The sequence below is a fragment of the Algoriphagus lutimaris genome (genome assembly GCF_017051705.1).
Classification (GTDB): domain Bacteria; phylum Bacteroidota; class Bacteroidia; order Cytophagales; family Cyclobacteriaceae; genus Algoriphagus; species Algoriphagus lutimaris.
This window is the reverse complement of record NZ_JAFIDJ010000001.1, coordinates 178,143-204,212: the sequence shown is the minus strand read 5'-3', so window position 1 is coordinate 204,212 and position 26,070 is coordinate 178,143. Positions and strand designations below refer to the sequence as shown.

The 26,070-nt window shown below is 39.1% G+C and carries 19 protein-coding genes; 11 read left to right on the top strand and 8 right to left on the bottom strand.

The window, feature by feature from the left end:
- The first annotated feature begins 88 nt into the window (after positions 1 to 88).
- From recQ to JYB62_RS00815, 4 genes are all read left to right on the top strand, one after another.
- Complete coding sequence (gene recQ, locus JYB62_RS00830) at positions 89 to 2,266, top strand: DNA helicase RecQ (RefSeq protein WP_205643558.1); 2,178 nt, start codon at positions 89 to 91, stop codon at positions 2,264 to 2,266.
- 14 nt (positions 2,267 to 2,280) lie between these two features.
- Positions 2,281 to 3,570 carry a phosphoribosylamine--glycine ligase gene (gene purD, locus JYB62_RS00825; RefSeq protein ID WP_205643557.1) on the top strand — a complete coding sequence of 430 codons (1,290 nt, stop codon included), beginning with the start codon at positions 2,281 to 2,283 and terminating at the stop codon, positions 3,568 to 3,570.
- Between the two features lie 132 nt (positions 3,571 to 3,702).
- On the top strand, positions 3,703 to 5,160 hold the full coding sequence (gene ricT, locus JYB62_RS00820) for a regulatory iron-sulfur-containing complex subunit RicT (protein ID WP_205645376.1): 1,458 nt from the start codon (positions 3,703 to 3,705) through the stop codon (positions 5,158 to 5,160).
- Positions 5,153 to 5,608, top strand: coding sequence for a gliding motility lipoprotein GldH (locus JYB62_RS00815; protein WP_205643556.1), 456 nt, complete (start codon positions 5,153 to 5,155; stop codon positions 5,606 to 5,608). Before ricT ends, JYB62_RS00815 begins: the two co-directional genes overlap by 8 nt.
- A gap of 67 nt (positions 5,609 to 5,675) precedes the next feature.
- Here JYB62_RS00815 and pgi read toward each other — a convergent pair whose 3' ends face one another.
- Positions 5,676 to 7,319 (bottom strand): glucose-6-phosphate isomerase, encoded by a 1,644-nt coding sequence (pgi, locus tag JYB62_RS00810; RefSeq protein WP_205643555.1) that lies wholly within the window; start codon positions 7,317 to 7,319, stop codon positions 5,676 to 5,678.
- Between the two features lie 154 nt (positions 7,320 to 7,473).
- Here pgi and JYB62_RS00805 point away from each other — a divergent pair, with 154 nt between their 5' ends.
- Positions 7,474 to 8,259 carry an energy transducer TonB gene (locus tag JYB62_RS00805; protein ID WP_205643554.1) on the top strand — a complete coding sequence of 262 codons (786 nt, stop codon included), beginning with the start codon at positions 7,474 to 7,476 and terminating at the stop codon, positions 8,257 to 8,259.
- A 270-nt stretch (positions 8,260 to 8,529) separates the two neighbouring features.
- Positions 8,530 to 8,790, top strand: a complete 261-nt coding sequence (locus JYB62_RS00800; RefSeq protein WP_205643553.1) for a TonB family protein — start codon at positions 8,530 to 8,532, stop codon at positions 8,788 to 8,790.
- A gap of 60 nt (positions 8,791 to 8,850) precedes the next feature.
- Here JYB62_RS00800 and acnA read toward each other — a convergent pair whose 3' ends face one another.
- A complete protein-coding gene (gene acnA, locus JYB62_RS00795) occupies positions 8,851 to 11,625 on the bottom strand; it encodes an aconitate hydratase AcnA (RefSeq protein WP_205643552.1) in 2,775 nt (924 codons plus the stop codon).
- Between the two features lie 152 nt (positions 11,626 to 11,777).
- Between acnA and JYB62_RS00790 the strand changes: the two genes are divergently transcribed.
- A complete protein-coding gene (locus JYB62_RS00790) occupies positions 11,778 to 12,131 on the top strand; it encodes a hypothetical protein (RefSeq protein ID WP_205643551.1) in 354 nt (117 codons plus the stop codon).
- Positions 12,132 to 12,199: 68 nt separating this feature from the next.
- Here the strand turns inward: JYB62_RS00790 and JYB62_RS00785 are convergent, their stop codons facing one another.
- The 4 genes from JYB62_RS00785 to JYB62_RS00770 all read right to left on the bottom strand — a co-directional run bounded on the left by JYB62_RS00785 (position 12,200) and on the right by JYB62_RS00770 (position 15,460).
- Positions 12,200 to 13,183, bottom strand: coding sequence for an MlaD family protein (locus JYB62_RS00785; protein ID WP_205643550.1), 984 nt, complete (start codon positions 13,181 to 13,183; stop codon positions 12,200 to 12,202).
- Positions 13,180 to 13,932 (bottom strand): ABC transporter ATP-binding protein, encoded by a 753-nt coding sequence (locus JYB62_RS00780; protein ID WP_205643549.1) that lies wholly within the window; start codon positions 13,930 to 13,932, stop codon positions 13,180 to 13,182. Before JYB62_RS00780 ends, JYB62_RS00785 begins: the two co-directional genes overlap by 4 nt.
- Before the next feature lie 3 nt (positions 13,933 to 13,935).
- Positions 13,936 to 14,730, bottom strand: a complete 795-nt coding sequence (locus JYB62_RS00775) for an MlaE family ABC transporter permease (RefSeq protein WP_074224878.1) — start codon at positions 14,728 to 14,730, stop codon at positions 13,936 to 13,938.
- 346 nt (positions 14,731 to 15,076) lie between these two features.
- Positions 15,077 to 15,460 (bottom strand): response regulator, encoded by a 384-nt coding sequence (locus JYB62_RS00770; protein ID WP_205643548.1) that lies wholly within the window; start codon positions 15,458 to 15,460, stop codon positions 15,077 to 15,079.
- A 430-nt stretch (positions 15,461 to 15,890) separates the two neighbouring features.
- Here JYB62_RS00770 and JYB62_RS00765 point away from each other — a divergent pair, with 430 nt between their 5' ends.
- The 4 genes from JYB62_RS00765 (at position 15,891) to JYB62_RS00750 (ending at position 19,850) form a co-directional block, all read left to right on the top strand.
- On the top strand, positions 15,891 to 17,267 hold the full coding sequence (locus JYB62_RS00765) for a TIGR00341 family protein (protein WP_205643547.1): 1,377 nt from the start codon (positions 15,891 to 15,893) through the stop codon (positions 17,265 to 17,267).
- Positions 17,268 to 17,279: 12 nt separating this feature from the next.
- Positions 17,280 to 17,732 (top strand): YciI family protein, encoded by a 453-nt coding sequence (locus JYB62_RS00760; RefSeq protein WP_205643546.1) that lies wholly within the window; start codon positions 17,280 to 17,282, stop codon positions 17,730 to 17,732.
- 238 nt (positions 17,733 to 17,970) lie between these two features.
- The gene (locus tag JYB62_RS00755) at positions 17,971 to 19,221 is read left to right on the top strand and encodes an LVIVD repeat-containing protein (protein WP_205643545.1); all 1,251 of its coding nucleotides are present in this window, start codon (positions 17,971 to 17,973) and stop codon (positions 19,219 to 19,221) included.
- Positions 19,222 to 19,226: 5 nt separating this feature from the next.
- Entirely contained in the window at positions 19,227 to 19,850 is a 624-nt protein-coding gene (locus JYB62_RS00750) for a hypothetical protein (protein WP_205643544.1), read from the top strand.
- A gap of 15 nt (positions 19,851 to 19,865) precedes the next feature.
- Here the strand turns inward: JYB62_RS00750 and JYB62_RS00745 are convergent, their stop codons facing one another.
- Positions 19,866 to 22,730: a PD-(D/E)XK nuclease family protein gene (locus JYB62_RS00745; RefSeq protein ID WP_205643543.1), complete on the bottom strand. Its 2,865-nt coding sequence runs from the start codon at positions 22,728 to 22,730 to the stop codon at positions 19,866 to 19,868.
- Positions 22,723 to 25,941, bottom strand: coding sequence for a UvrD-helicase domain-containing protein (locus tag JYB62_RS00740; protein ID WP_205643542.1), 3,219 nt, complete (start codon positions 25,939 to 25,941; stop codon positions 22,723 to 22,725). Before JYB62_RS00740 ends, JYB62_RS00745 begins: the two co-directional genes overlap by 8 nt.
- Between the last annotated feature and the right edge of the window lie 129 nt (positions 25,942 to 26,070).

The following is a 26,070-nucleotide window of genomic DNA, read 5'->3' as shown; positions in this document are numbered from 1 at the left end:
GTTTATGAGTATTTTCGTACAAAGGTATAAAAGTAATTAATCATTCCTGTTTACAGGCTAAGAGCACCCTTTAAAGCACCTGTTTCAAGTGGAAGAAAAAGTAAAATCAGAACTCAAAAAAATATTTGGCTTTAGCCAGTTCCGTGGGAATCAAGAACCTATCGTTGATAATTTACTGAGCCAAAAAAACACCTTCGTCATCATGCCGACTGGGGCGGGGAAGTCATTGTGTTATCAATTGCCAGCAGTCGTGTCTGATGGTACAGCGATTGTCATATCGCCCTTGATTGCATTGATGAAAAATCAGGTAGATCAACTGAATGCCGTAGGTATTAATGCTCATTTTCTAAATTCAACGCTGAATAAATCGGAGGCGACAAAAGTAAAAAATGAGGTTTTAAGCAAAAAAACCAAGTTGCTCTATGTGGCTCCGGAATCTTTAACTAAGGAAGAAAATGTTGCTTTCCTCAAGTCAGCACATTTGAGTTTTGTGGCGATTGATGAGGCCCACTGTATCTCAGAATGGGGCCATGACTTCAGACCAGAATACCGAAAGATCAAATCCATTGTTGCACAAATAGCTCCTAATCTTCCAATTATCGCCTTGACGGCTACTGCCACGCCAAAAGTGCAGCAGGACATTCAGCGAAATCTTCAAATGGAGGAAGCGGATTTATTCAAATCTTCCTTTAATAGGACAAATTTGTACTATGAGGTTAGACCTAAATTAAAAAATGAGTCTAAAAAGCAGCTAATCAAGTTCATCAAGTCCCATAAAGGGAAATCAGGAATTATCTATTGCCTCAGCAGAAAAAAGGTAGAAGAAATTGCCCAACTTCTTCAGGTAAATCAAATCAATGCAGCTCCCTATCATGCAGGCTTGGAATCAGCCGTTCGGATAAAAAATCAAGATGATTTTTTAAATGAAGAATTAGACGTGATTGTAGCAACCATTGCCTTCGGAATGGGGATAGATAAACCGGATGTACGCTATGTCATCCATTACGATGTACCCAAATCATTAGAAGGATATTACCAAGAAACTGGTAGAGCAGGACGGGACGGACTGGAAGGACATTGCCTCATGTTTTACAAATACGAGGATATTGTCAAATTGGATAAATTCAATAAAGACAAGCCTGTTACAGAACGAGAGAATGCACGGGTTTTACTTCAGGAAATGGCGGCCTATGCTGAAACTGGAGTATGTAGAAGGAAGTTTATCCTGAATTATTTCGGGGAGACATTCGAAAAAGACTGTGGATACTGCGACAACTGTAAGAGAGATCGTGAAATTTTTGAGGGGATGACTTACATACAAACCGCATTGGAAGCAGCCCTTCAAACCAATGAACGGTTTGGTCTTGAGCATCTTGTAAAAGTAATCATTGGAGAGCCTACCGAATACGTCACCAGTTACAAACACGATAAACTACCAGTATTTGGTAAAGGAAAAGAAGTACCTGAAAAATATTGGACTTCAATCATCCGGCAAGCCATGATTTTTGACCTGTTGGAAAAGGATATTGAATCATTTGGAGTGTTGAAGCTCACCAAAAAAGGCAAAGAATTTATAGAAGCACCATATTCTGTTAACCTGTATAAGGACCACGATTATGCTAATGAGGATTCATCTGGCACTCCTGATGTAGAAATTACTGCAGGCATTGCTTATGATGAAAAACTATTTGAACTCCTCAAAGCAGAACGAAAAAAAGTAGCAAAGTCAAAAGGCTTACCACCTTATGTCATCTTCCAAGACCCTTCTTTGGAAGAAATGGCAACCGTTTACCCAACCACTCGAGAGGAACTTGCCCAAATCAACGGTGTTGGTATGGGAAAAGTCGCTAAATTTGGTGCGTCATTCTTGAGGATTATTTCTACCTATGTAGAAGAAAATGAAATTGAGACTGCTTCAGAGGTGGTAGTGAAGTCAGCGGGATCAAGGTCAAAAATCAAAATTACGATCATCCAACAAATTGATCGTAAAATAGACTTAGATGAAATTGCGGACAACTTGAACATCAGCATGTCTGAACTCCTTCAAGAAATTGAGCAAATTATCTACAGTGGAACAAAATTAAATATCGATTACTACATTGAACATATCATGGATGAGGAACGTGAGGATTTACTCCATGATTATTTCATGAATGCAGAAAGCGATCGAATTAAAGATGCAATGGAAGAACTGGAAGACGAAGATTTCGCAGAAGATGAATTGCGAGTCTATCGAATCAAGTTTATTTCCGAGCATGCTAATTAACGTGAATTGAGTCAATGAATATACTCTTATTAGGAAGCGGAGGCAGAGAACATGCTTTCGCCTGGAAAATTGTACAAAGCCCAAAATGCACTCAGCTATATGTGGCTCCGGGAAATGCTGGCACTTCAAGCATTGCAAAAAACATTCAACTTTCAATTACTGACTTTGAAGGAATAAAAAAAATTATTCTTGAGCATTCCATCGAATTGGTCGTTGTAGGCCCGGAAGAGCCTCTGGTAAAAGGTGTGGTGGATTACCTGCAAAATCAGTCCGAAACCGCATCTATCCCGGTAGTAGGCCCCTCTCAACTTGGAGCTACTCTAGAGGGAAGCAAGGACTTCTCCAAAAGATTTATGCAACGTAACCATGTTCCAACCGCGGCCTATGAGACTTTCACCGCTGAGGATATTGAAGCAGGACTTGCTTATCTGGAAACCCAAAACTTGCCTATCGTTTTAAAAGCAGATGGGCTTGCCGCGGGAAAAGGAGTATTGATCTGCCAAACTTTGGAGGAAGCCAAAGAATCCTTCAAAGAAATGCTTATCGATCATAAGTTTGGCGCAGCTTCGGCAAAAGTGGTCGTAGAAGAATTTCTAAAAGGAATCGAGCTTTCTGTATTTGTGGCTACAGATGGAAAGAGTTACAAGATTTTACCTGAAGCGAAAGATTACAAGAGAATCGGTGAAGGAGATACTGGTTTGAATACTGGTGGGATGGGTGCTGTCAGCCCTGTGATTTTCGCCGATGAAGCCTACATGAAAAAGGTGGAGGAATTGGTAGTCAAACCTACTGTAGAAGGTCTAGCTAAAGAAAATATTCCATACAAAGGATTTCTTTTTATAGGGTTGATGAATAACAATGGCCAACCTTATGTAATAGAGTACAATGTGAGAATGGGAGACCCGGAAACAGAGGCTGTGTTACCACGAATCACCAGTGATTTCGTGGATTTACTGGTAGGAATTGGAACAGGAACTCTAGACCAGTACCAATTGGAAATTTCTCCTGATTATGCCACTACTGTAGTAATGGTGAGCGGAGGTTATCCTGAATCTTATCAAAAAGGATTTCCGATTAGCTTACCACAAGAGGCTGAGCACACGATTATTTTCCATGCTGGAACCTCTACAAACGATAGGAACCAGTTAGTAAACCAAGGCGGTAGAGTGTTGGCAGTTACTGGAATGGGCAAAACCCTTGAATCGGCTTTAAATCATGCTTTTTCCACAGTTGAAAATATTACTTGGGAAAAATCCTATTACAGAAAAGATATCGGTCAAGATATCTTGAAACTGATGAAGTAAACCCAATCTTACCCAGGATCAAGGTCCTGTAAATATATACTTATGAGTGGATGTACTACTTGCTCGACCTCCTCTGGAGGTACCGGTGGCTGCCAAAATAATGGGAGTTGCGGAACGAGTGATTGCAATAAAATGAACTCATTTGACTGGTTAGGTCATATGGGAATTCCAGAGGTGGACACCTTTGATATAGTAGAAGTAAAGTTTAAAGGGGGGCGAAAAGATTATTACAGAAACGTCGATTACCTTCCTTTGACTACAGGTGATCCTGTAGTAGTGGATGTACCAAATGGACATCATATTGGTTACGTTTCTCTTCAAGGTGAATTGGTTCGCCTACAAATGCAAAAACGGAAAATCAAAAATGATGATGAGATACTCAGAATCTACAGAAAAGCCACCGAAAAAGACTTAGAAAAGTGGGCGGAAGCAAAAAACCGAGAAATCCCCACCTTGTATCGATGCAAGCAAATCGTGGAAGAACTCGGTTTGAAAATGAAAATGTCTGATATCGAATACCAGGCGGATAATTCAAAAGCTACATTTTACTATTCAGCAGACGAACGGGTTGACTTTAGGGAGTTGATAAAAGTCCTAGCTGGTGAATTCCGAATTCGGGTGGAGATGCGCCAGATCAGTCTTCGTCAAGAAGCTGGTAGAATCGGTGGTTTAGGAGTTTGTGGGAGAGAATTATGCTGCTCTACCTGGTTGGTAGATTTCAAAAATGTCAGCACTTCTGCAGCTCGCTACCAAAATTTATCTCTTAATCCGGGCAAGCTCAGCGGGCAGTGCGGGAGATTAAAATGCTGCCTAAATTATGAATTGGACACCTATATGGATGCAATCAAAGACATCCCTCAAATTGAGCGTCCACTTCAAACCGAATCTGGACCTGCCAAACTTCAAAAAACCGACATCTTTAGAAAAATGATGTGGTTTAGCTATAACAATGAAAATGATTGGCATAGCATCAGCTGTGAGCGTGTGACAGAGATTTTGGAAATTAATGCAAAAGGGATCAAAGTTTTTAACCTTCAGGTAAATGAAGCATCAGATATAGAAGATCTAGCTGCTAAATCTACAAGGGAACTTGAACTTCTTGATAAGAAATTTTCAACAGGCAAGAAGAAGAGGAAGTCCAGAAATAAATCTCGAAATAACTCCAACCCTTCCCAACAAACCGCTGATTCCAATAGGAATCAAAAAGCAAACCCAGCACCTACTAAGCAGGAGTCTATTCCCCAGCAGGCTGAGCCAAATCAACCGGGAGAACCGAGAAGAAAAAAGAACAGAAACAATAGGAACCGAAATAAAAATCAACAGGCCACTCCACCAGCTCAAGGAAATAACCCTCCAAAAAGACAAGGTGGAAATAAACCTAATCCTAATCAAGCTGGCGAAAAAAGACAAAATAAGCCCCGTAACCAGGAAGGAAAGAAACAGCATCCAAATCCTAAACAGGGACCTAAGTCTGCGCCAAAAGGAGAAGGTAAACCAAATCCTAAATCAGAAGGTAAATCAGGTGGTATCAAGAAATTCCCTCCTAGAAAAAATCAAGGACCTAATTCAAATTCATCTGGAAATGAATAGAGTTTTTGTTTTCCTTATTGCGTTAATGGGATTAGGTATATCATCCTGTTCCGATGATCGGGTTTTTGAGGAATTCAAAGCATTACCCACGCAAAACTGGGCAATAGAGGATAGTCTTCATTTTGATTTGAGTACTGTTCAGCTGCAGGACAATCAAAGCCTTATCGCATTTCGTTTTAATGAGGAATACTCTTTTTCCAATTGTTATGTGAGAGTACTCAGTCAAGACTCCACTGGAACCATTATTGAAAATAAATTAATCAATGTCCCATTGTTTGATTCGAAAACAGGAGAACCTCTGGGTGATGGATTTGGAAGTACTTATACCTTTTATGACTCTCTTCCTTTTCAATTACCGAACAACACCAAGAAAGTCACCCTCCTTCAATATATGAGGCAAAATCAGCTTCCGGGCATTGAAGCTGTTGGATTAAAAATCCTAAAGTAACATAACAAGAAAAAGCCTATTCAGTTTCTGAATAGGCTTTTTCATTGGATACTGATAGTAATCTTATTTATCGCATCTTTTTATAGGCGTTGATTAATCCATTGGTGGAACCATCATGGGAAGTTACCTTTTCATCACCTTTCAACTCAGGAAGGATCCCATTGGCCAATACTTTCCCTAGTTCCACACCCCACTGGTCAAAACTAAAGATGTCCCAAATCACACCTTGAACAAAAATCTTATGTTCGTACATGGCAATCAGCGATCCTAAAGTGTAAGGAGTAATCTTTTTAACCAAAATAGAATTGGTAGGTCGGTTTCCTTCAAAAACTCGATGAGGAGCGATCTTTTCAATTTGCTCATCAGACTTTCCTGCTGCTTTCATTTCTTTTTTCACTTCCTCCAGGGACTTCCCTTTTGCCAGAGCCTCGGTCTGAGCAAAGAAATTGGAAAGCAATTTTTGGTGATGATCCCCAATAGGATTATGGGAAATGGCAGGTGCAATAAAGTCACAAGGAATCAAATGGGTTCCTTGGTGGATCAATTGATAAAATGCGTGTTGACCATTGGTGCCCGGCTCTCCCCAGATAATTGGTCCGGTAGTGTAAGCTACCTTGTTTCCATTTCTGTTGACGTATTTTCCGTTACTTTCCATATTTCCTTGTTGGAAATAGGCAGCGAAACGATGCATATACTGATCATAAGGAAGAATGGCCTCCGAAGTAGCTCCCAAGAAATTGGTATTCCAAATACCGATCAATGCCAACACAATAGGAATATTTCTATCAAACATGGAGTGGCGGAAATGTTCATCCATGACATGGGCGCCTTGAAGCAATTGTTCAAAATTTTCAAATCCTATCGTACAAGCAATCGGCAATCCAATGGCAGACCATAAAGAATACCTGCCTCCTACCCAATCCCAAAATGAGAACATATTGGCAGGATCAATTCCAAATGCTTCTACTGCTTTGGCATTGGTTGACAAGGCTACGAAATGCTTGGATACAGCCGCTTCATCTTTTGCATATCCTACAAACCAATCCCTGGCAGAATGTGCATTAGTCATGGTTTCCTGTGTCGTAAAAGTCTTGGAAGCTATAAAGAAAAGCGTGGTTTCCGGATCTACTTTTTTCAGGGTTTCTGCAATATGTGTCCCATCTACATTGGAAACAAAATAGCAGTCAATGTCAGGATTCTGATAGGGTTTCAAAGCCTCCGTTACCATGACAGGGCCCAGATCCGAACCTCCTATCCCAATATTTACCAAGGATTTGATCGGCTTTCCAGTATAGCCTAACCATTGTTTATTTTGAATTTTGTCCGCAAAGACTTTCATCTGATCCAAAACCTTTTGGACCTCGATCATCACATCTTCCCCATCTAAATAAACAGCTCGATCTGACGGGTTCCTCAAAGCTGTATGCAATACTGCTCTTCCTTCAGTTTCATTGATGGCTTTGCCGGTAAACATATCCTCGATGGCAATATGAATCTCCGTCTCGCGGGCTAAATCACAAAGTGCCTTCAGAATGACATCGTTCACCTTATTTTTAGAATAATCAACTAGAATATCGTCCAGTCGAAGACTGTATCGTTCGAATCTTTCGTGCTCTTCTAATAGGGAGGTTATTTTTAGGTCTTTATGCTCTTCGGCAAGGTCTAATAATCTTTTCCAAGCAGCTGTTGTGGTAGGATTGATAGATTTCATGGCTAGGTTAATTATAGGTATGGGCAACAAAATTAAGACTTATCTTGTGGGATAAAAGTCTTTTCTTTCTTGAAAACAAGTTTGTATTCTCCTTTCCGAAAAGGAAGAATTTGCCTTTTGTTACTCCAATGAAAAATAAATAGATTGAGACGGAATGAAGCTCAAATCAATAACCTCTTACAAAACCAATCTATTTGCATGCTGTCTATGCTTGGTAGGACTAGGAAAGGCATTTGATGTACAAAGCCAAGACTTTGAAATCACTCCTCTAAATCAACATTTTTTTAAAACTTCCTCTATCGATGATCCTACCACTGTGTATTCTCAATTACAAAATATCAATGAAGATGGATCCACGTTCACCCAAATAAGTGATGCCCAAAACAGAGTGATCAAAACCATTGAGACCGACCTCAACTCTAAAACCGGGGCCATTGAAGAAGTAGTAAAAGTATTTGATCAACAGGGCCAGTTAATTCTTAGAAGTGAGGAAAATAAACAGAATCGTGAAAAGTTCTACTTCTATTATCAAGACGGGGTTCAGGTGGCCCATGTGGCCCATTATGGCAACAATGAGTTTGAAATTTGGAGAAAATCTGGCGCTAATAGGTATTCTTCCAACAAGAATGATTTTGAACCATCCCTATTCCCTAATGATAAGGACTGGAAAAAATTTGTTCTGAAAGAAAAAAGGTTCTTACAAGAAGCCCAATCTCAAGGTTTTGAGGGTACAGTTATCCTAGCATTTTTAATTGACAAGAATGGTCAACGACTAAAGACTGAGGTTGCCAATCTACATGACCTACCCCCCATCTTATCAACTGAAGCACTGCGAATAGGAGAATTGTTTGTAGGAAATTACAATCCTGCCATCGACTATAAAGGGGAAACTGTTGAAGCTTGGCTCTATTTACCTATTGGGTTTTATTATTATAAGTAGAAAAATTCAATGAGGGATTAGGCTACAATGAAGCAATCACTTCTACCTATGATATTCTTCAAAACCGGGTTTCTTCAGAAATTAAAAATCTAGATAACAGCAGCTTTGTAAAAGTATTTTTGGAAGGAGAACAGGTGGTCTCAAAACTGACCTATTTAGAAGATAAAATCTATTATTTCTACAGAGGAGATATGGATTCGGCTTGGATCGCAGGGAAATTTAACCCTATGTTTCCCAAACCAAAAATTAAAAAAAAAAATTCAAAATGCTTTGGCAAAGGAGCTTCATTATCCTCAAGAAGCACGAAACCTTAGAGAAACTGGTACTGCTCTAGTGGGAATAGAAGTGGATGAGAGCGGCAATTTGATTCAACTATATTGGGCCAATCCGGGAGAAATACATCGTTCATTAATCAAAGAGGCAATCAGGGTCTTAGAAAAAATCAATCTCGATTTCGAGTCAGCCATTGATTTTCAAGGAAATCCAACCAAAGCCTACTTTACTATTCCCATCCGCTTTTCTTTGAGTTAAAAGTAAAAACCCGTCATTATTGACGGGTTTTGAAGCATTATAAAACAACTAAATGGGAACTTAGTCCTTTAAGAAATCTCTTAATACATAATTCAGGATTCCTCCGTGTTGGTAATAAGCAATCTCTACTTCAGAATCCAATCGGGATTTTACATGAAACTCCTTTTTATTTCCATCTTGATCCACTGCTTCCACCCTAAAGCGTTGGCCAGGTTTCAATCCATCCGAAATACCTTCGATACTAAAGGATTCAAAACCTGTTAAGCCCAAACTTTCGGCGCTTTCTCCTGAATTAAACTGAAGAGGTAAGACTCCCATTCCTACTAGATTGCTTCGGTGAATCCGCTCATAGCTTTCTGCAATCACAGCTTTAATCCCCAATAAATTGGTGCCTTTAGCAGCCCAATCTCTGGAAGATCCTGAACCATATTCTTTTCCGGCCAAGACAATCAAGGGTGTTCCATCGGCTTGGTATTTTCGAGAGGCATCAAAAACTGTCATTTCCTCATCATCAGGAATGTACTTGGTAAAGCCTCCTTCTTGGGTAGAGAGTTGATTCTTGATCCGTACATTGGCAAATGTACCTCGAACCATCACTTCATCATTTCCTCTTCTTGAACCATAAGAATTGAAATCAGGCCGCTGCACCCCTCTTCCATTCAAATACTTCCCAGCTGGAGTATCTGGCTTGAATGAACCTGCTGGAGAAATGTGGTCTGTAGTAATATAGTCTCCTAACTTTAATAAAACTCTTGCATCTTCGATATTCTTTGGACTTTCCAAATCCATTGAGATTCCTTTGAAAAAGGGAGCTTCTTTGATATAGGTACTGGAATCATCCCATGGATAAATAGACCCTTCTCCCGAATTCAATTTTTTCCAGATATCATTTCCTTCGAATATCTCCCCATAATTTTTCTCGTAATCATCGGGTGTCAACACTTTTCTGGAAATCTCATCTATTTCCGCTGTGGTAGGCCAAATATCTTTGAGATAAACCGGTTCTTGGTTGGGGTCATATCCTATTGGTTCATTGTATAAATCCACATCTACTCTCCCCGTCAACGCGTACACAACCACCAGCATAGGTGACATGAGGTAATTCATTTTCACCTGAGGGTGTACTCTGGCTTCAAAATTTCGATTTCCCGAAAGCACCGAGGCTACTACTAAATCATTATCCTCCACTGCCTTAGCAATATGGTTTGGTAAAGGTCCTGAATTTCCGATACAGGAAGTACAACCATACCCAACAGTATGGAATTTGAGAGCTTCTAATTCTTCCAATAAGCCTGCTTTGCTTAAGTAATCTGTCACGACTTTCGAACCTGGAGCCAAGGAGGTTTTTACCCAAGGCTTCACATCCAAACCTCTTTCCAATGCCTTTTTGGCTACTAAGCCTGCACCCAGCATTACTGCTGGATTGGAGGTATTGGTACAGGAAGTAATGGCAGCGATGACAATAGATCCATCATAAAGCGTAAATTTTTCATAGTTTAAATCGATGGTAACCGATTTCAACCCGTTTTTTACTTCTGTTTTAAACGCTACATCTTGAGGGGAATTTTTTGCCTCTTTTGAGGATTGTCCACCACCTTCAGCAAGCATTCTTCCTTCCTCTCTTTTATCTATTGGAATGTATTGTCTGCCATGCATGGAATGTAATAACTCTTCGAATTTTGGTTTAAAGTTTCGAACCAAAATTTTATCCTGAGGCCTTTTGGGGCCAGATACCGTTGCCTCTACCGTCCCTAAATCCAATTCTACAACAGAGGAATACTGTATCAAATCCTCCTCTTTCCTCCATAATAAATTCGCTTTGCAATAGTCCTCTACCAATTTAATCTGGCTTTTGCTCCGATTGGTCTTCGCCATGTAATCAAGAGTTCTGTCATCTATTGGGAAATAGGAAACTGTACATCCAAATTCCGGAGACATGTTGGAAATGGTCGCTCGATCCGGTACAGTCAAATGATCCAACCCTGGTCCAAATACCTCTACAAACTTACCCACCACTCCATGTTTTCTGAGCAATTCGGTAATGGTCAAAACCATGTCTGTCGCAGTAGTTCCTGCTGGTAGTTTACCGGTCAATTTCAAACCAACTACCTCTGGCATGATAAAGAAAATGGGTTGTCCTAATAGGGCTGCTTCCGCCTCAATTCCGCCAACTCCCCATCCTACGACCCCAATTCCGTTGACCATTGGGGTATGTGAATCGGTACCTACCAAGGTGTCTGGAAAAACCTTCCCATCACGCATAATCACTCCCTGAGCCAAGTATTCAAGGTTTACCTGATGACAAATCCCCATTCCTGGAGGTACTACAGAAAAATTATCAAAGGATTTTTGTGCCCATTTCAAAAACTGATACCGTTCTGCATTCCGCTCATATTCTACTTCCACATTCCGCTGGTAGCTGTAATTGGTTCCAAAATAATCCACTTGAACCGAATGATCAATTACCAAATCTACAGGGATCAAAGGATTGATTCTTTCTGGATCTTTTCCTTTACGCTGGGCCTCCGATCGCAGAGATGCTATATCTACAACTGCGGGAACTCCCGTAAAATCCTGCATCAAAACTCTAGCCGGTTTATAAGGAATGTCTGCATCCGATGCTTCAGGTTTCCAGTTTAAAATAGTGTCTAAATGCTCTTTGGTAATGGAAAAGGCATCATAGTTTCGAAGCGCATTTTCCAATAAAATCCGAATAGAGAATGGTAACTTTTTAATCTCATGTCCAGCTTGATGGAGCTTATCCAAACTCCAATAATCAAAAGTACCGGAATCAGTTGTTAAACTTGATTTAATTTGAAATGGATCTTGGTTCATGATAAAAATTGTTTAGGTCTATGAAGAAGCGTTTTATTAGTAACCAAATTACGAAAGATAGAATTCATTCCACACTCGCTATTCCCTTCAATATTGGGCTTGGTCAATTTTACTTCTTACTTGTTTATATTAGTTAATAAATTCCAAAGCCTATGCCGATTTACGTTTTGAGGATAATCAGTGCATTTTTTATCCTTGCTACCTGGATCCCTTTTATCAAATGGGACTATTGGTGGATCAGAGTTTTTGACTACCCTCAACTGCTAAAGCTGGTGATCATTATCCTTTGCGTGTTGCCTTGGACGTACCTTGCCTTTGAGGAAGCTCCCCCTGAAAGTTTCATTTGGATGGTTCTATTATTGATGGCAGGTATTCACCTTTTTAGAAAAGTGAAAATCTTCAGTCCCTTGGGCAATAAAATGATTGACTCGTATGAAAGCAGTGATCACAGAAAAGAATACCGCAGATCAATTGGAAGCCAATGGGGAAGACCATCAGGAGGCTAAAGAGAAGATCGAAAACGGAATTTCGGATCGTTCATAAAAAAAGCCCTAAATCAATTTAGGGCTTCATTTTAATTATTTTCATTGGCTTTTTCTTCAGCCTTTGCTTTTCTTTTAAATCCTTTTCTGAAGGGCCAGGTGTATTCCAGTGCCTCTAATCCTCTATTAAGGTTGTAAGTAGCAGAATCTGTATTTACCATGGTTTGCTTTAAATTTTTAGCAAATTCCTCATCATTTAACAATACGCCGATGGAATTGTCTGAGGAGTTGAATTTTTCTGTAATAGCTTTCAACTCTTCCGTCATTTGTTCAGAGTTTTCAGCGGTGGCTTTCAGACTTCCCATAGTGGATTTAAATTCGGTGACCAAAGTGGTATCCGTTACCAGATCATTGAAAAGATTTCCCTCCTGATTTAATTTCTGGGTAAAGGAGTTGAGGTCGGTAAGCATTCTGTTACTTTGAACAGAGGCATTATTCAGGTTCGCAATGATGGTTTTGAAACTTTCTGCCAAGGTGGAGTCAGTCAACACAGCTCCTACGATGCCTTCCCCTGCAGCTAATTTACTGGTCAAAACCTTTAGGTCATTGGTGATCTCAACTAGATTTTCATTATTTACTTGCAAGGTTTCCATCATTTGATCGGTATCCAAAGGCATAACCGATTCCAATCGATCACCATCCTCCACTGGAGGTGCCATGGTAGTACCACCGTAAATCACGATGATTCTATTACCGATCAGTCCGTCAGAGCTTAATGTGGCCTTTGAATCCTTTCGAATAAATTCTACCACTTCCTCCTCTACGTTCATTTCTATTTCAACTTGCGAATCACCATAGAAATTGATTTTTCGTACCGTACCGATTTTCACCCCTGAAAACCAAACATTGTTTCCAGTCTGTAAACCTCCAATATCATCGAACACCGTTTTCAATTGGATTGCTTTGACAAATTTCTTTTGCTGGCCGCCTAAGGTCAAAATACCGGCTACCAGGATGGCAATTCCTATAAATACAAATATGCCTACTAAAACGTTGCGTTTATTTTCACCTCTCATGAATCAATGAAGTTATAATCGTAAAATGATTTGACTCGCCCATCTTGTGCATGAGCAAAAACATCTTCAAAACTACCGATCGCCTTGAATTGACCGTCTAGCAACACTGCTTGACGATCCCCTGTTACTTTGGCACAAGTAAGGTCATGGGTAATGACTATTGATGAAGTATTATACTGCTCTCTTACTTGGTTGATCAAATTATTAATATCCATACAAGTAATCGGATCTAGACCAGCAGTTGGTTCATCATAAAGCATGATCTCAGGATTTAATATCAAAGTCCTGGCCACCCCTATCCTTTTTTTCTGACCTCCTGAAAGTTCAGACGGCATCTGATTGATGGATTGGGGTAAGCCCACACTATCCAATAACTCTTCTATTTTTCTTGTAATTTCTCCTCGGGTTAGGTTCTTCACATTTCTTACCAATGGAAACTCCATATTCTCCCGAACAGTCATACTATCATATAAGGCTGAATTCTGAAAAGAGAAACCTATTTTTAATCGAAGCTCATTGAGTGCTTTGGTTCCTAATTTGGAAACTTCCTGCCCTAACACCTTCATCGATCCTTCATCCTGCTTCAGCAAACCCACCATGATTTTAATCAACACAGATTTACCAGAACCAGATTTACCGAGTACCACTAAGTTCTCACCCTTATATAAATCCAAATCAACCCCTTTGAGAACATCCAAATCCCCAAATGATTTCTTTAAACCAGCTATTTCTACAACTTTCTCTTCCATGGTTTACATCATTCTAATTGCGTTCACAATCTGAAGAACCAGTAATTCTTCAATAAATATCAGGAACATGGCCATCACAACAGCTGAATTCGCTGCACGACCTACTCCCTCGGTTCCTTTGGAAGAGTTATATCCTTTATAGCAACCCACTATGCCAATAGTAAAGCCAAATAGAAGGGATTTCAAGACTGAAGAGTTGATATCCAAGAAACTAATTGATTCAAACACCTCTACAAAAAAGGTGGTCATACTGACATTTTCATTGGCGTTTACACTTAAGAAAGATCCCATCAATGCGACAAAATCAGTATACATCACCAAGACGGGTATCATGAAAGTTGTTGCCAAAACCCGGGTTACCACCAAAAATTTGAAAGGATTGGTTGCTGAAACTTCCATGGCATCAATTTGCTCTGTCACTTTCATGGAGCCTATCTCTGCACCAATACTGGATCCCATCTTTCCAGCTGCAATCAATGCCGTCACCAAAGGTCCCATCGCTCTTACTACGGCTATGGAAATCAAAGAAGGTAACCAAGAGGTTGCACCAAATTCTGAAAGAGAGGGTCTAGATTGATTGGTAAATACAATCCCTACGATGAATCCAGTCAATGAAATAAGAGGCAAGGATTCCACCCCAATTCGATAACATTGGTGGAAGACTTCTTTTAGTTCATAAGGAGGTAAAAACACTTCTTTAAAGAATCTCCTTACAAAGCTCCAGGCACTTGCTAAGCCTGTAAAAAATTTATCTATTTTCTTAGAAAGCACAGGCTTTCTGTCTGCTTCTTCAGCCATAGGTCAATTTAATCGCTTGAAATTAAGTAAAAATCTCCAAAGGGTTTTGGCTTAAGATACCAAAAGGGACATTAATACTTTTAAATGGTAAAATCATTCAATCTAATTATTCTACAAACCTAATTCGTTTTTTTAAAAAGGTTTAAAGTATCTAAATAGAATGCGAGCTAATTAGTTCGATTTACTAAAATTAATTCTGCTCTTTTATCAACGTAAGAGTTTCAATTACCTCGTGTAATTTCAAAATTCCTGCCAAAAAAATAGCGGTGTATATACTTAGGATTCCCATCTCCTTATTCTAGGTCATTTCTTCCCTTTCTTTGAAATAAATGGGCTTAATTTTTCTCTAATTTTTGGAGTTCAAATATTGGAAAACATCATTCACCTGAACACTGGAAATTGGTTTTTCAAACAGACGGATTGCCTGGGGAAATGCCTCTATTTTCTCTCGTTCAAAAGGCCCAATATTTCCTGTCAAAACGATCACGGGAGCTTGGGAAACTTCTCTGATTTTTTGGAGCAAATCCCAACCGGAAAGGCCAGGAAAATTAAGGTCCATAAATATTAAATCTACGGAGTTATTCTCAAGCCATTCCAACGCATTTTCAGGATCATCAAAAGGAAATATCTCCACAGTGGGATCTATCAACTGCATTCTTTTCTTGACCAAAATATGTTGAATTTTATCATCATCTATAGATGCAATTCTTTTGGAAATGGTATTATTCATATTTTGATAGTTGATACTACAGGGCGAAACCGAATCTGCAAATATCATTATTCCTGATGCAAATCCAATATTTTGATTTTCCCATATAGGTCTTCAAATACACTCCAAAGCTTTCCAATCTGCCATTCCGATCAAGAAGTAATTTTTAAAAAATGAGGGGTTATCAATTTTTAGTCTAATCTAATTTTTTTAGTTGAACCAAATTATGCCTAGACTAATTCAATCATATTTAATTATAAATCAATATTTTAACTACCTATAATTAAATCAATTTATAATATACAAATGATTAAAAAAATCAATTTAATAAAGCATAAAGTGTACCAACAAATATCCTCCTCACTTCCCCTAAACCAACACTATTTTACTCATCAAAAACTTGTCGAAGGCTTATTTTAACTAATTTAGGTGCCTATTAATTACCCCTAAGATGGAAGAAGAAAAAGCCCCTAGAAGCAATCGAAATCAATTGATCCGAACCCTACTCTATTTGAAAAACAGGTTTGATTTACATGAAGGCAAAGAGGATGAGCTAGCCACCATTGACTATATCAAAAAGAACGTGGATTTTAAAGGGGCCAATCTATGGATTCTGATTTTCGCGATTTTTGTTGCCTCTATCGGTCTCAATGTAAACTCCACAGCAGTGATCATCGGAGCCATGTTGATCTCCCCATTGATGGGTCCGATTATGGGAATTGGACTGGCTGCTGGGATCAATGATTTTGAGCTTTTGAAACGTTCGATGAGGAATCTTGGAGTTGCCGTTTTTATCGCGATTTTAACCTCCACAATTTACTTTAATTTCACACCTTTGGATGATGCCCAATCCGAACTTTTGGCACGAACAGAACCCACCATTTGGGATGTTCTAATTGCTCTGTTTGGAGGGCTTGCTGGAATCATTGCAGGTTCCCGAAAAGAGAAAAGTAATGCAATACCTGGGGTGGCAATTGCCACTGCATTAATGCCTCCCCTTTGTACTGCTGGATATGGTTTAGCAACCATGAATCTTTATTATTTCATCGGTGCCTTTTATTTATTTTTTATCAATTCAGTTTTTATAAGTCTCTCCACATATTTGATTGTTCGGTTTATGAATTTTCCTAAAAAGGAATTTTTAGATCATAAAAAAGAAAAACGAGTACAAACCTACATTACCATATTTACCATTATTACGATCGTACCAAGTGTCTATTTAGCATATGGGATTGTCATCCGATCCATCTGGGAAGAACAAGCAAAAACTTTCGTAGGCCAGGAAATGGTTTTTCCTAGAACGCAAGTACTTAATTCCAATTTCACCTATTCCAGTTCAAATAAAACAATCCAGGTAAGTTTGATTGGAGATCAAATAGACCAGGAAACCATCGAGCTTATCAAAGAAAAAGCTATCACCTTTGGACTAACGGATACGGATATCAAGATCAATCAAAATAATGCGGGAATTACAGATATGAATTTATTGCGTTCGGATATCCTAAAAGATCTGTATGAACGAAATGAACAAATCATTCAAGATAAGGATCAACGCATCGCCTTGCTTGAAAGTGAAGTCGCGAATTATGGAGAAGTACGATTTCTTGGGAATGATATAGCACAAGAAGCAAAGATCAATCATCCCAAGCTTCGTAAATTCACCTTAAACAGGTCATTGGTCACTGACTTGGAAAATGAAAAAACAGACACACTTTTGGTTGCCTATGCAGAGTTTTCCTCGAAACCTAATGCTTCTGAAACTGAAAAATTGACTGAATGGCTTAAATTAAGAACTAAAGCAGACACTGTTGGTCTTATCCTCAACTAATCCCCTACTGATATGAAAACCTTTCTCCTTTCTATCGCCTTACTAGCTTGCTCAATTAGTTTTTCTAACGCCCAGTCCAGTTATGATCCCAAATTAGCCGAAGAAGTAGGGGCCGATCAATATGGAATGAAAAAATATGTCATCGCTTTCCTCTATAGAGGCGACCGAGTAAGTGAGTACACCACAGAAGAGCGAAGTAAGCTTCAAGAAGGTCATATGGCTAATATCACCAGAATGGCAGAAGAAGGAAAATTAGTGATGGCAGGCCCATTTTTTGGGAATGAGGACCTAAGAGGTCTTTATATTTTTGATGTGCAGGATTTAGAAGATGCCAAATCCCTCACCGAGACAGACCCTTCCATTCAAGCAGGAGTATTAAAAATGGAACTGAAAGAATGGTATGGTTCGGCTGCTTTAATGATGATGAATGAACTTCATATGAAAGTAGCAAAAGAGATTATTTAATCCCTGCATTGAAAGTTCAATTCATCCTTTAACATCTAGAGGTTCGAAGCCTTATTCATGTGATTGTTATCTTTTTATTCTAAATTAATAGTTAATTTAATTTTTTCTAAGAAAATTAATTAACTCAAGATTTTAGAAAATATTGCCTCTATAAAATATTAGCATCTTGACTTGTTGCAGATTATAGTTTGGCTACGTCACAGGATTATATCTTTTTGTTTTCTTAACTAACTGAAGTATGAAATCTCTCGATACTCCTAAACTCTTACTTTTCTTTATAGCAGTTCTTATTTTTTCATCCTGTCATGATGAAGTAACTAGCACCTACACCTATCGCACCATGATGCCTGTATACTTGGAAATGAGCGATGTAAGGGCAAGAACGATTGCTATTGAACCTGCCAAGGATTTAGATAATCCAGGTAAAATTTATATCTATGAGGATTACCTATTCATAAATGAACCAACTAAAGGAATTCATATTCTAGACAATGAAGATCCATCCAGACCAATCAACCTCAGTTTCATTCCAATCGCAGGCAATGTAGACATGGCTGTCAATGGAAAAATCCTTTATGCGGATAATTATGTGGACTTACTGGCCTTTGACATCAGCGACATAAACCATATCCAATTAGTAAAACGAGTGGAAGATGTCTTTAACCATCTATACCGTCACGATACCGGAGAAATAATCACCTTTCAAGATACTATCATAACCACTGAAAGTGCTACTTGGCAAGTAGAAAGAGGATGGGTAATGAGTGATGCTTTGAGCTTTTCTGCTAATTATGCTGCAGCATCCCAAAGCTATGGAACAGGCGGGTCCATGGCCAGATTTACCTTATTAAATCAGCACTTATATGCAGTAGATGAATCCACGATGCGGGTGTTTGATGTGGAAGTACCTGCAGATCCAACATTTGTGAAACCCATTGACCTTGGATGGGGGATAGAAACTATTTTCCCTTTTAAGGACATCCTATTCATAGGCTCTAACAATGGAATGCATATCTATGATGCCAGCACTCCTAGCTCCCCTACCCGAATGTCTGTTTACGAACATGTACAGGCATGTGACCCGGTTGTGGTCAATGAAGACTACGCTTTCGTAACACTAAGAAATGGGACAGCTTGCTGGAATGGGGTTAATGAACTTCAGGTAATTGATATAAATGATCTATACAATCCTACACTGAAAAAGTCTTATGCTATGCTTAACCCCCATGGCCTAGGCTTGGCAGGAGAATACCTATATGTAACCGAAGGGGTACATGGACTGAAAAGCTTCAATATAAGTGATGTGATGGCGATTGATCAAAACCAGTTGGAGTTTTTGGAAAAAGAAAAATCAGTTGACTTAATTCCTGGTCCCAATTCTTTGATTGTGATTGGCCCAGATGGGGTATGTCAGTTTGATTATAGTAATCCCTCCAAATTGAGGAAACTTAGTTGTATTCAAGTAAGCAACCCTGTCAATGTTTATTGAAGCAAATGAGCCTAAAAACTACAATTCTACTATCCTGTGCCTTATTTTTTTACCTGAACAGTATCGCTCAGGACAAAGCCTATTTTAATCAGACCGAATTGGGTTTTTTATATGGTAAAGGATCGGAACAATGGGACGGCAGTAAAGAAAATAGAATTGATGTCAGTTTTATCACATTTCATGGAGTCCGCATTACCAAAAATCATGTAATAGGGTTTTCGACTGGATTGGATCAATACAATCAACTCTCCATCATCCCATTGGCATTGGGATGGAGAGGCTTTTTGGGAAAAACAGGAAAGCCGAATGTATTTGCTGGATTGGACATAGGCGGAGGATCAGCCCTTTTGGAGAAAAAAGAGGAAAATGAATGGAGTAAAAGCTGGTATGAAGGAGGTTATTTAGTTAGTCCATCCTTCGGAGCTAGTTTTCCCGCAAAAAAAGGGAAATCAGCTCTAACGTTGAGTTTTGCTTATAAACGTCAACAAATCTCTCAGTTTGTTGGAACCTTTTTACCTCCTGGCTCCCCTTCCATTCCTACTGATCTTTTACCTCCAGGATTTAGTACTTTCACAGAAAACGATTTCCTATTTAGAAGTTTTGTTTTCAGAGCAGGCCTCTTATTCTAATAGTTCAGAAGGCATTTATCTACCACAAATCTCTTTGTATGGACAATATCCACATTTTTTGAGGTCATCGGTTTGATCGAAGGATTGATTGGGATTATATATATCCTCCAAAAGGGATTTTAACCCGGCCTTATAATCTTCCTCAAACTCTCGATAATCATTTACCTCTATGCCAGGTTTTCTTCCTTCCTTAAGCTGCAAATAGGGATTAAAATCATCATTAAACATTTCTCTAAGATTGAAAATCGCGGGTTTCAATGGGGCAGTATTTCCAGCCATCGTCTCTTGATAAATTAATCCATAAAACATGGTTTGCATAGCTGCTTTATTCCGAGATTTATTATCTCGATCAAATAAAGAGGAGACATCTGGAAAATTCTTATTGTCTTTTCCTGATTTATAATCTATCAGGCGGATGGTTCCATTATGTTCATCTACCCGATCTATAATCCCACGAAGTGCCACTTTCTGATTTCCAGCATACGTTTCAATTGTTAAAGCCGCAGCATACTTTTTCTCCTTTTCAAGGGAAACGAGTTTAAATGGAGCTGATTCCTCATCAATTTTTAAAATTTGATGCAAATATTTCTGTAGCACATCACGGGCAATTGCCATTTGCCCATTTAGCTTGGTATTGGCCTCCCCTTCTAAGTGGTAAAATTTCCTGATCGCTTTTTCTATAGCAGGAAAAACCCAATTGGTTTTCAACTCTTTAAAATCGGATTTCTCCAACACGGTCCTCTTCTTCCTTATTGCGAAATCCTGATACAAAAACTCCATGCTTAGATGGGCCAGGTTACCAAATACAGCTGCGTCTATTTCCTCGCTGACTTCTTGCTTCTCTTGAATATTTGCCAAATACTGAAAATAGAATTTCAACCTGCAATCCAAAAAAACACTTAAGGCAGAAGGTGAAAATGCGGTTTTGGAAAAACCATGATCATCCAAGAGGTATTTATCCAATAGATTTAATACCTCTTCATCTTTCTCTATGCTAATAACCTCTGGGGATTTTTGATCTATTGGAATAAAAATCACCTCTTCCTCCATCTTCCTCCCTAGCTCAACAGCCATTTGTTGAATGTATCGACTCTTTTCTCCAGCTTTACCTTGATCAGAGGCGGTGGTGTAAATCATATGCACCTCTTCTGCGCTATGAAGTAATCGGTAAAAAGTGTAGGCATAAATAGAATCATTCTGCTCCTGTACAGGCAAGCCAAAAGCTTTTCGGATATTGAATGGAATCATGGAATTTAACCCCGCTGCTGGAGGAAAACTATCCTCATTCATATTACAAATGATAACACGTTTGAAATCCAAATTCCTGGACTCCAACACCCCCATGATCTGTAATCCCAAAAGAGGCTCCCCTTCAAAAGGCAACTTCACTTCCCGAAATACCTGACGAAACAGGCGAATAAAAAACTCTCGATTGATGCTTAAAATATCCTGACCAGCAAAAATTTCTTTTAAGCGGGTCAATTGTTTAAAACATTGGTACAAGTAGGATCGCTGCAAAGGCTCCTCCTGCAGTTGATCAGCCAAGGCTTCCATTAACTGGGTCAGATAAGGAAAGAGACTATCGTTTTCCAGCTTTTGGAATATCAGCCGATACAAACTCCCTCCTTCGGCAAGTCTATCTACTGGGATATGAATTTGATTCAACAACTGCATATCCTCCAGCAGTTTTTTGGCAAACCCCGGGTTTACACTTTTCAAGTACACAGAGCTTAACAAATTCTTGACTGCTGAATGGTAAAATAATACCTGTCCATCCTCTACCTTAATAAAGCGCTGCATTTCCAATACCGCTTCCAAAAACGAATACACAGGAGCATTTTTTACTGGGTACCCCATGGTTACATTCACTTTGTCTACCTGCTCTGGAAGTGTATGAAGTATTGGAAATAACATTTGCTCATCTGGCAATATCACCACCGTTTCTTCCCAAGATTCTCCTGCCGGTACTTTCTCCAAAAGTGCTCCAACCAGATTCGCCTGATTGATTTTTAGAGGTGTAGCATAGGTATGAATTGCTGCTTTTCTATATTCAATATGAGTAGGTATTACCTCAGGAAATGTAGGACCAAATACCAAATCTTTTCGATAGTCACGAAAAAACATACCTGCCTCCTGGACTTTATCCTCCACATAGTAGACATCTATATCCCAATAAATCTTTGCATCAAATTCGGTAATATAGTACTTGATCAAGGCTTCTTCAGTTCCTGTAAATGCATTGAACCCTATAAAATGAAACTTCTTTTTTGGAGTAGTAATTTTACTCAGTGATTCCGCCACTTTCCTGTAAATCATTCCTGAATAAGCTAAACCGGAAACTTCCAATGAGGCTTTAAAAGAAGAATAAAGCGGCCCCAACAATTGCCAGAATTTCAAAAACTTCTCCTGATGATCCCGATCCTGTCTGACAAAGGAAGACCAAAATTGCTTAATCAGCTCGATTTGACTTTCGTTCAAAAAACTCAGATCAGACTCAATCTCTTTGATTTCAGATAAGTGGTGATATAATTTGCTGGCATCGGCCATAAATTGGTCCACATCATTAAAATCCTTCAAGATCATCTCTCCCCAGAAATAAAAGCGGTCAAAGGTTTCGGGCTCAGGATTAAGTTCTTGATAAACTTTATACAATTCGAAGATCAAAGTCAGGTCATCTGCCGGTCTTTCACCTCCTAATTCATAAAATAGCTCCTCAATGGTTTTTACCTCTGGCATCCAAGTAGGCTCCTGAATTAAGCCGCCCAAATGTTTAGTGAAAAATAAGCCCGCTCTCCGGTTAGGCAATACCAGGGTAATATGTTGCAAATCCAACCCTGATTCGAGGATTTCTTTTGCTGTGTTTTTCAAAAAACTATGCATACACTTCCTCAATTAAACCAGTCTCTAAATAACATAAATATCCTTTGATAGGCCTTTTAGCCAAATTGGCCACTAAATTCATATACTCTCGCACTTGTTCTGCATAGCGGCTTTGCTTCTCGCCGGTTTTAAAATCTACAATCAATGCCTCTTGATCATTTAGAATGATCCGATCTGGCCGTTTTTGCTTTCCTCCAGGAAGTAAAATTCCTTGTTCTGCAAGTAATACTCCTTCTGAACTAAACCAGGAGGCAAAAGTAGGATCAGCGAAAAGATGTCCCAACTGCTGCTCGACAATACGCTTCTCTTCCTCGCTTATTCTGCCTTCGAAATAAAACTTTTGAAGATGCTGCAAGGCGGATTGATGATTGATCGAAAGTTCCAGAATTTCATGCACTAGTAACCCAAATTTTTGTTTCTTTCGCTGTTCCAAGCCCTCTAATGAAAAATCCACGGCATACTTCTTCAGCTTTAATACCTCAGCCCAATTTTTATAGGCCCAACGAAGGTCAGGCGCCTGATGGGGTTCCAATTTCCTCACTTGGCTTTCTGGCCAATCTCCTAATTCAAACACTTTTGACTCTTGGTCAAAATAAGTTTTAAAGCTTAATCCCCCTTCCTCTGAAGCATCTAATTGAATCAATTGCTGCAATTGAACTTCCATGTAGTTTTGGGATTTGATTGTTTCTTTAAATGGTGAAAACCCATAAAAAACTTCTTCAGCCCTCGTCAAAGCCACATAAAGCATATTCAAACTATCTAAATAGGCCATGGTAGCCTCCTCTGCATAAGTCTCGCGGAAATCAGAGTTGGCCAATTCATTATTCAGATTTAAAGGAATAATCGCCGATAAACCCTTCTCTCTATCCTCAAAAGGCGACCAAATCACATTTCCTTTATTCGTATCAAATATGGTCCATTTCAAAAATGGCATGAGTACCACTTTAAACTGAAGTCCTTTGGACTTATGAATGGTCATTATCCTCATCGCATTATGGCCTTCAGGAATTTTGACGGTACGCTTTAATTGCTGATCCTCCCACCAATCCAAGAAGCCACTGAGATCAGCCCTGTTATTTGCTGTAAAATCAAACACTGCTTCCTTAAACCCAGAAATATAAGCTTTTTCATTTCCAAGCTCCATAAGTCCTAAAACCTGAATCAACTCCTCCAGTGCTTCCATCAAAGGCAATTGAAGCATGGTTTTTTCTTTCTCCTTAAAAGCTTTTTCCATATCATCCAAATAGGAAGGCATTTTATCCAAAGCAAACAATTCATGCGAGATGAGTTCATTTTTCAGCAAAGCCAGATGATACCACATGGTTTTGTATTGCACTTGATCAGCAGGATTATGTAAATAGTGGAAGCCGGAAACCAATGCTTTGACTGAAGCAGCTTTATTAAGAAACATGGACTCATCAGAAAGCACGTCAAAACCATATGATGAGTCAGGGTTTTCAGCAGCATATTCCATCATTTTGTCTGCAATCGCCTCTCCCTGATTTTTTTTTCTTACCAGAAAAGCAATGTCTTTGAGTTCATATCCATGATCTTGAAGCTCCTTGACCACATCAGGTAGCTTATCCAACACCAATTCGTCAAAACTACTTTCATCCTCCACATTCTTGGGATCAATAAATTCCAATTTTACTTTTCCCTTAAAGTCTGAATTCATCTTTTTGGAAGAAACATGCTGAAATGAATCTTCATAAGCCTGGGACAGAATTTGGGGATTTCCTACACCATAATCAGCGGTTAAGACCTGCTCCATGGATTTAGGAAGCGCTTTGAATACCTCGTTGTTAAATTGAATGATAAGAGGAAGGCTTCTGAAATTCGTATCCAGATTTTTCAAAGCAATCCGGTCGGTTCCGATCTCCTCTTCTACTTGAGTGAGCAATAATTTCATCTCCCCCCCACGCCAGCGATAAATGGATTGCTTCACATCCCCTACCAGTAAATTGGTTTGATGTTGTCCTAAGGAGTTTTCCAACAAAGGTTTAAAGCTATCCCATTGGAAGCCGGAGGTATCCTGAAACTCATCAATGAGGTAATTTTTGTATTGGTTGCCTACTTTCTCATAGATGAAGGGGGTGTCATTCCCCTTTGTAATTTCTTTGAGAAACTCATTTGCATCCGATATGAGAAGGATGTTCTCTTCATCTTTTACCAGACTTAACTCATCCAACAAGTTTTTGAAAACTCCATAGACATAACTGTTTTTGGCTATTGCCTGCAAGGTATTCCATCTGGAAGTCAAAGCATCCATTTGAATTAGGATCTGGTTAAGCCCTTGTTCGTATGCCGATTGAATCTGATCAATGCATTTACTGGATTTCGAAAACCAGCCATCAGGTTGGTCTATTTTAGCAAGTGTTGCATCAGTCAATTTTGGAATAGGTTGATTTTTATCTCCTAATTGGCTAAAAACTTTTGCAAAGGTCCGGGATCCGCCTGCAAAATCAGTCCATTCCAAGCCATTGGAAACCCGTATCGAATTGGCATGAGTCCCAAGCTCTTTGGCTAATTGAACAATTTCGGATTTCCGCTCCCTGACCATCTTCTGGAGCGAGGAGATGTTTTCCTTTTCTTTTAAAAATTCTTTGATCTCCGGTGCGAACTTTTTGAAGTCTTCTTGAAAAATCTGTTGACCTAATCCGTGTATGTTTCTTCGGATATCCCATGAATTCCCATTTTGGATTTGTTCGTAGGCATAATCCACCAACCATTTATGAAGAAACTCATCTTCCATCACCAGCATTACCACCCGATCAACCACCCGATCCAGTACTGCAGCTTGATCCATTTCCACATCAAACTTGGCATTCAGATCAATCTCTCTGGCAAATGCCCTGACTACCTTCTGAAAAAAACTATCGATGGTACTCACAGAGAATCTGCCATAATCATGAAGAATGGCAGTAAGCGTTTGTTGGGCCAAAACCTTTAACCCTGATTCATCCACATTTAATGCTTTCATTAACTCAGCATCCATTTTCTCTTGAGGATCTACCTTTGATCTCAATCGATTCAATTCCTCCAATATCCGCTCTTTCATTTCCTGTGTCGCCTTATTTGTAAAGGTGACAGCAAGGATTTGCTTGAAGGCATGTGGACTTTGAAGGGCTAATTTCAAGTATTCCAGGGTCAGCGTATAGGTTTTTCCTGAACCCGCAGAAGACTTATAGATAATGAATGGTTTTTGATCCATGGCTAAAAGTTAGAATCGAATATAAGGAAGGCACTTCTTATTTTGGTAGTTTCTTCATCAATTTGACAAGGATTGTCAGGTAAGACATTGATTTATATCGGTATCTTTTCATTCCTAAAATAACAATTG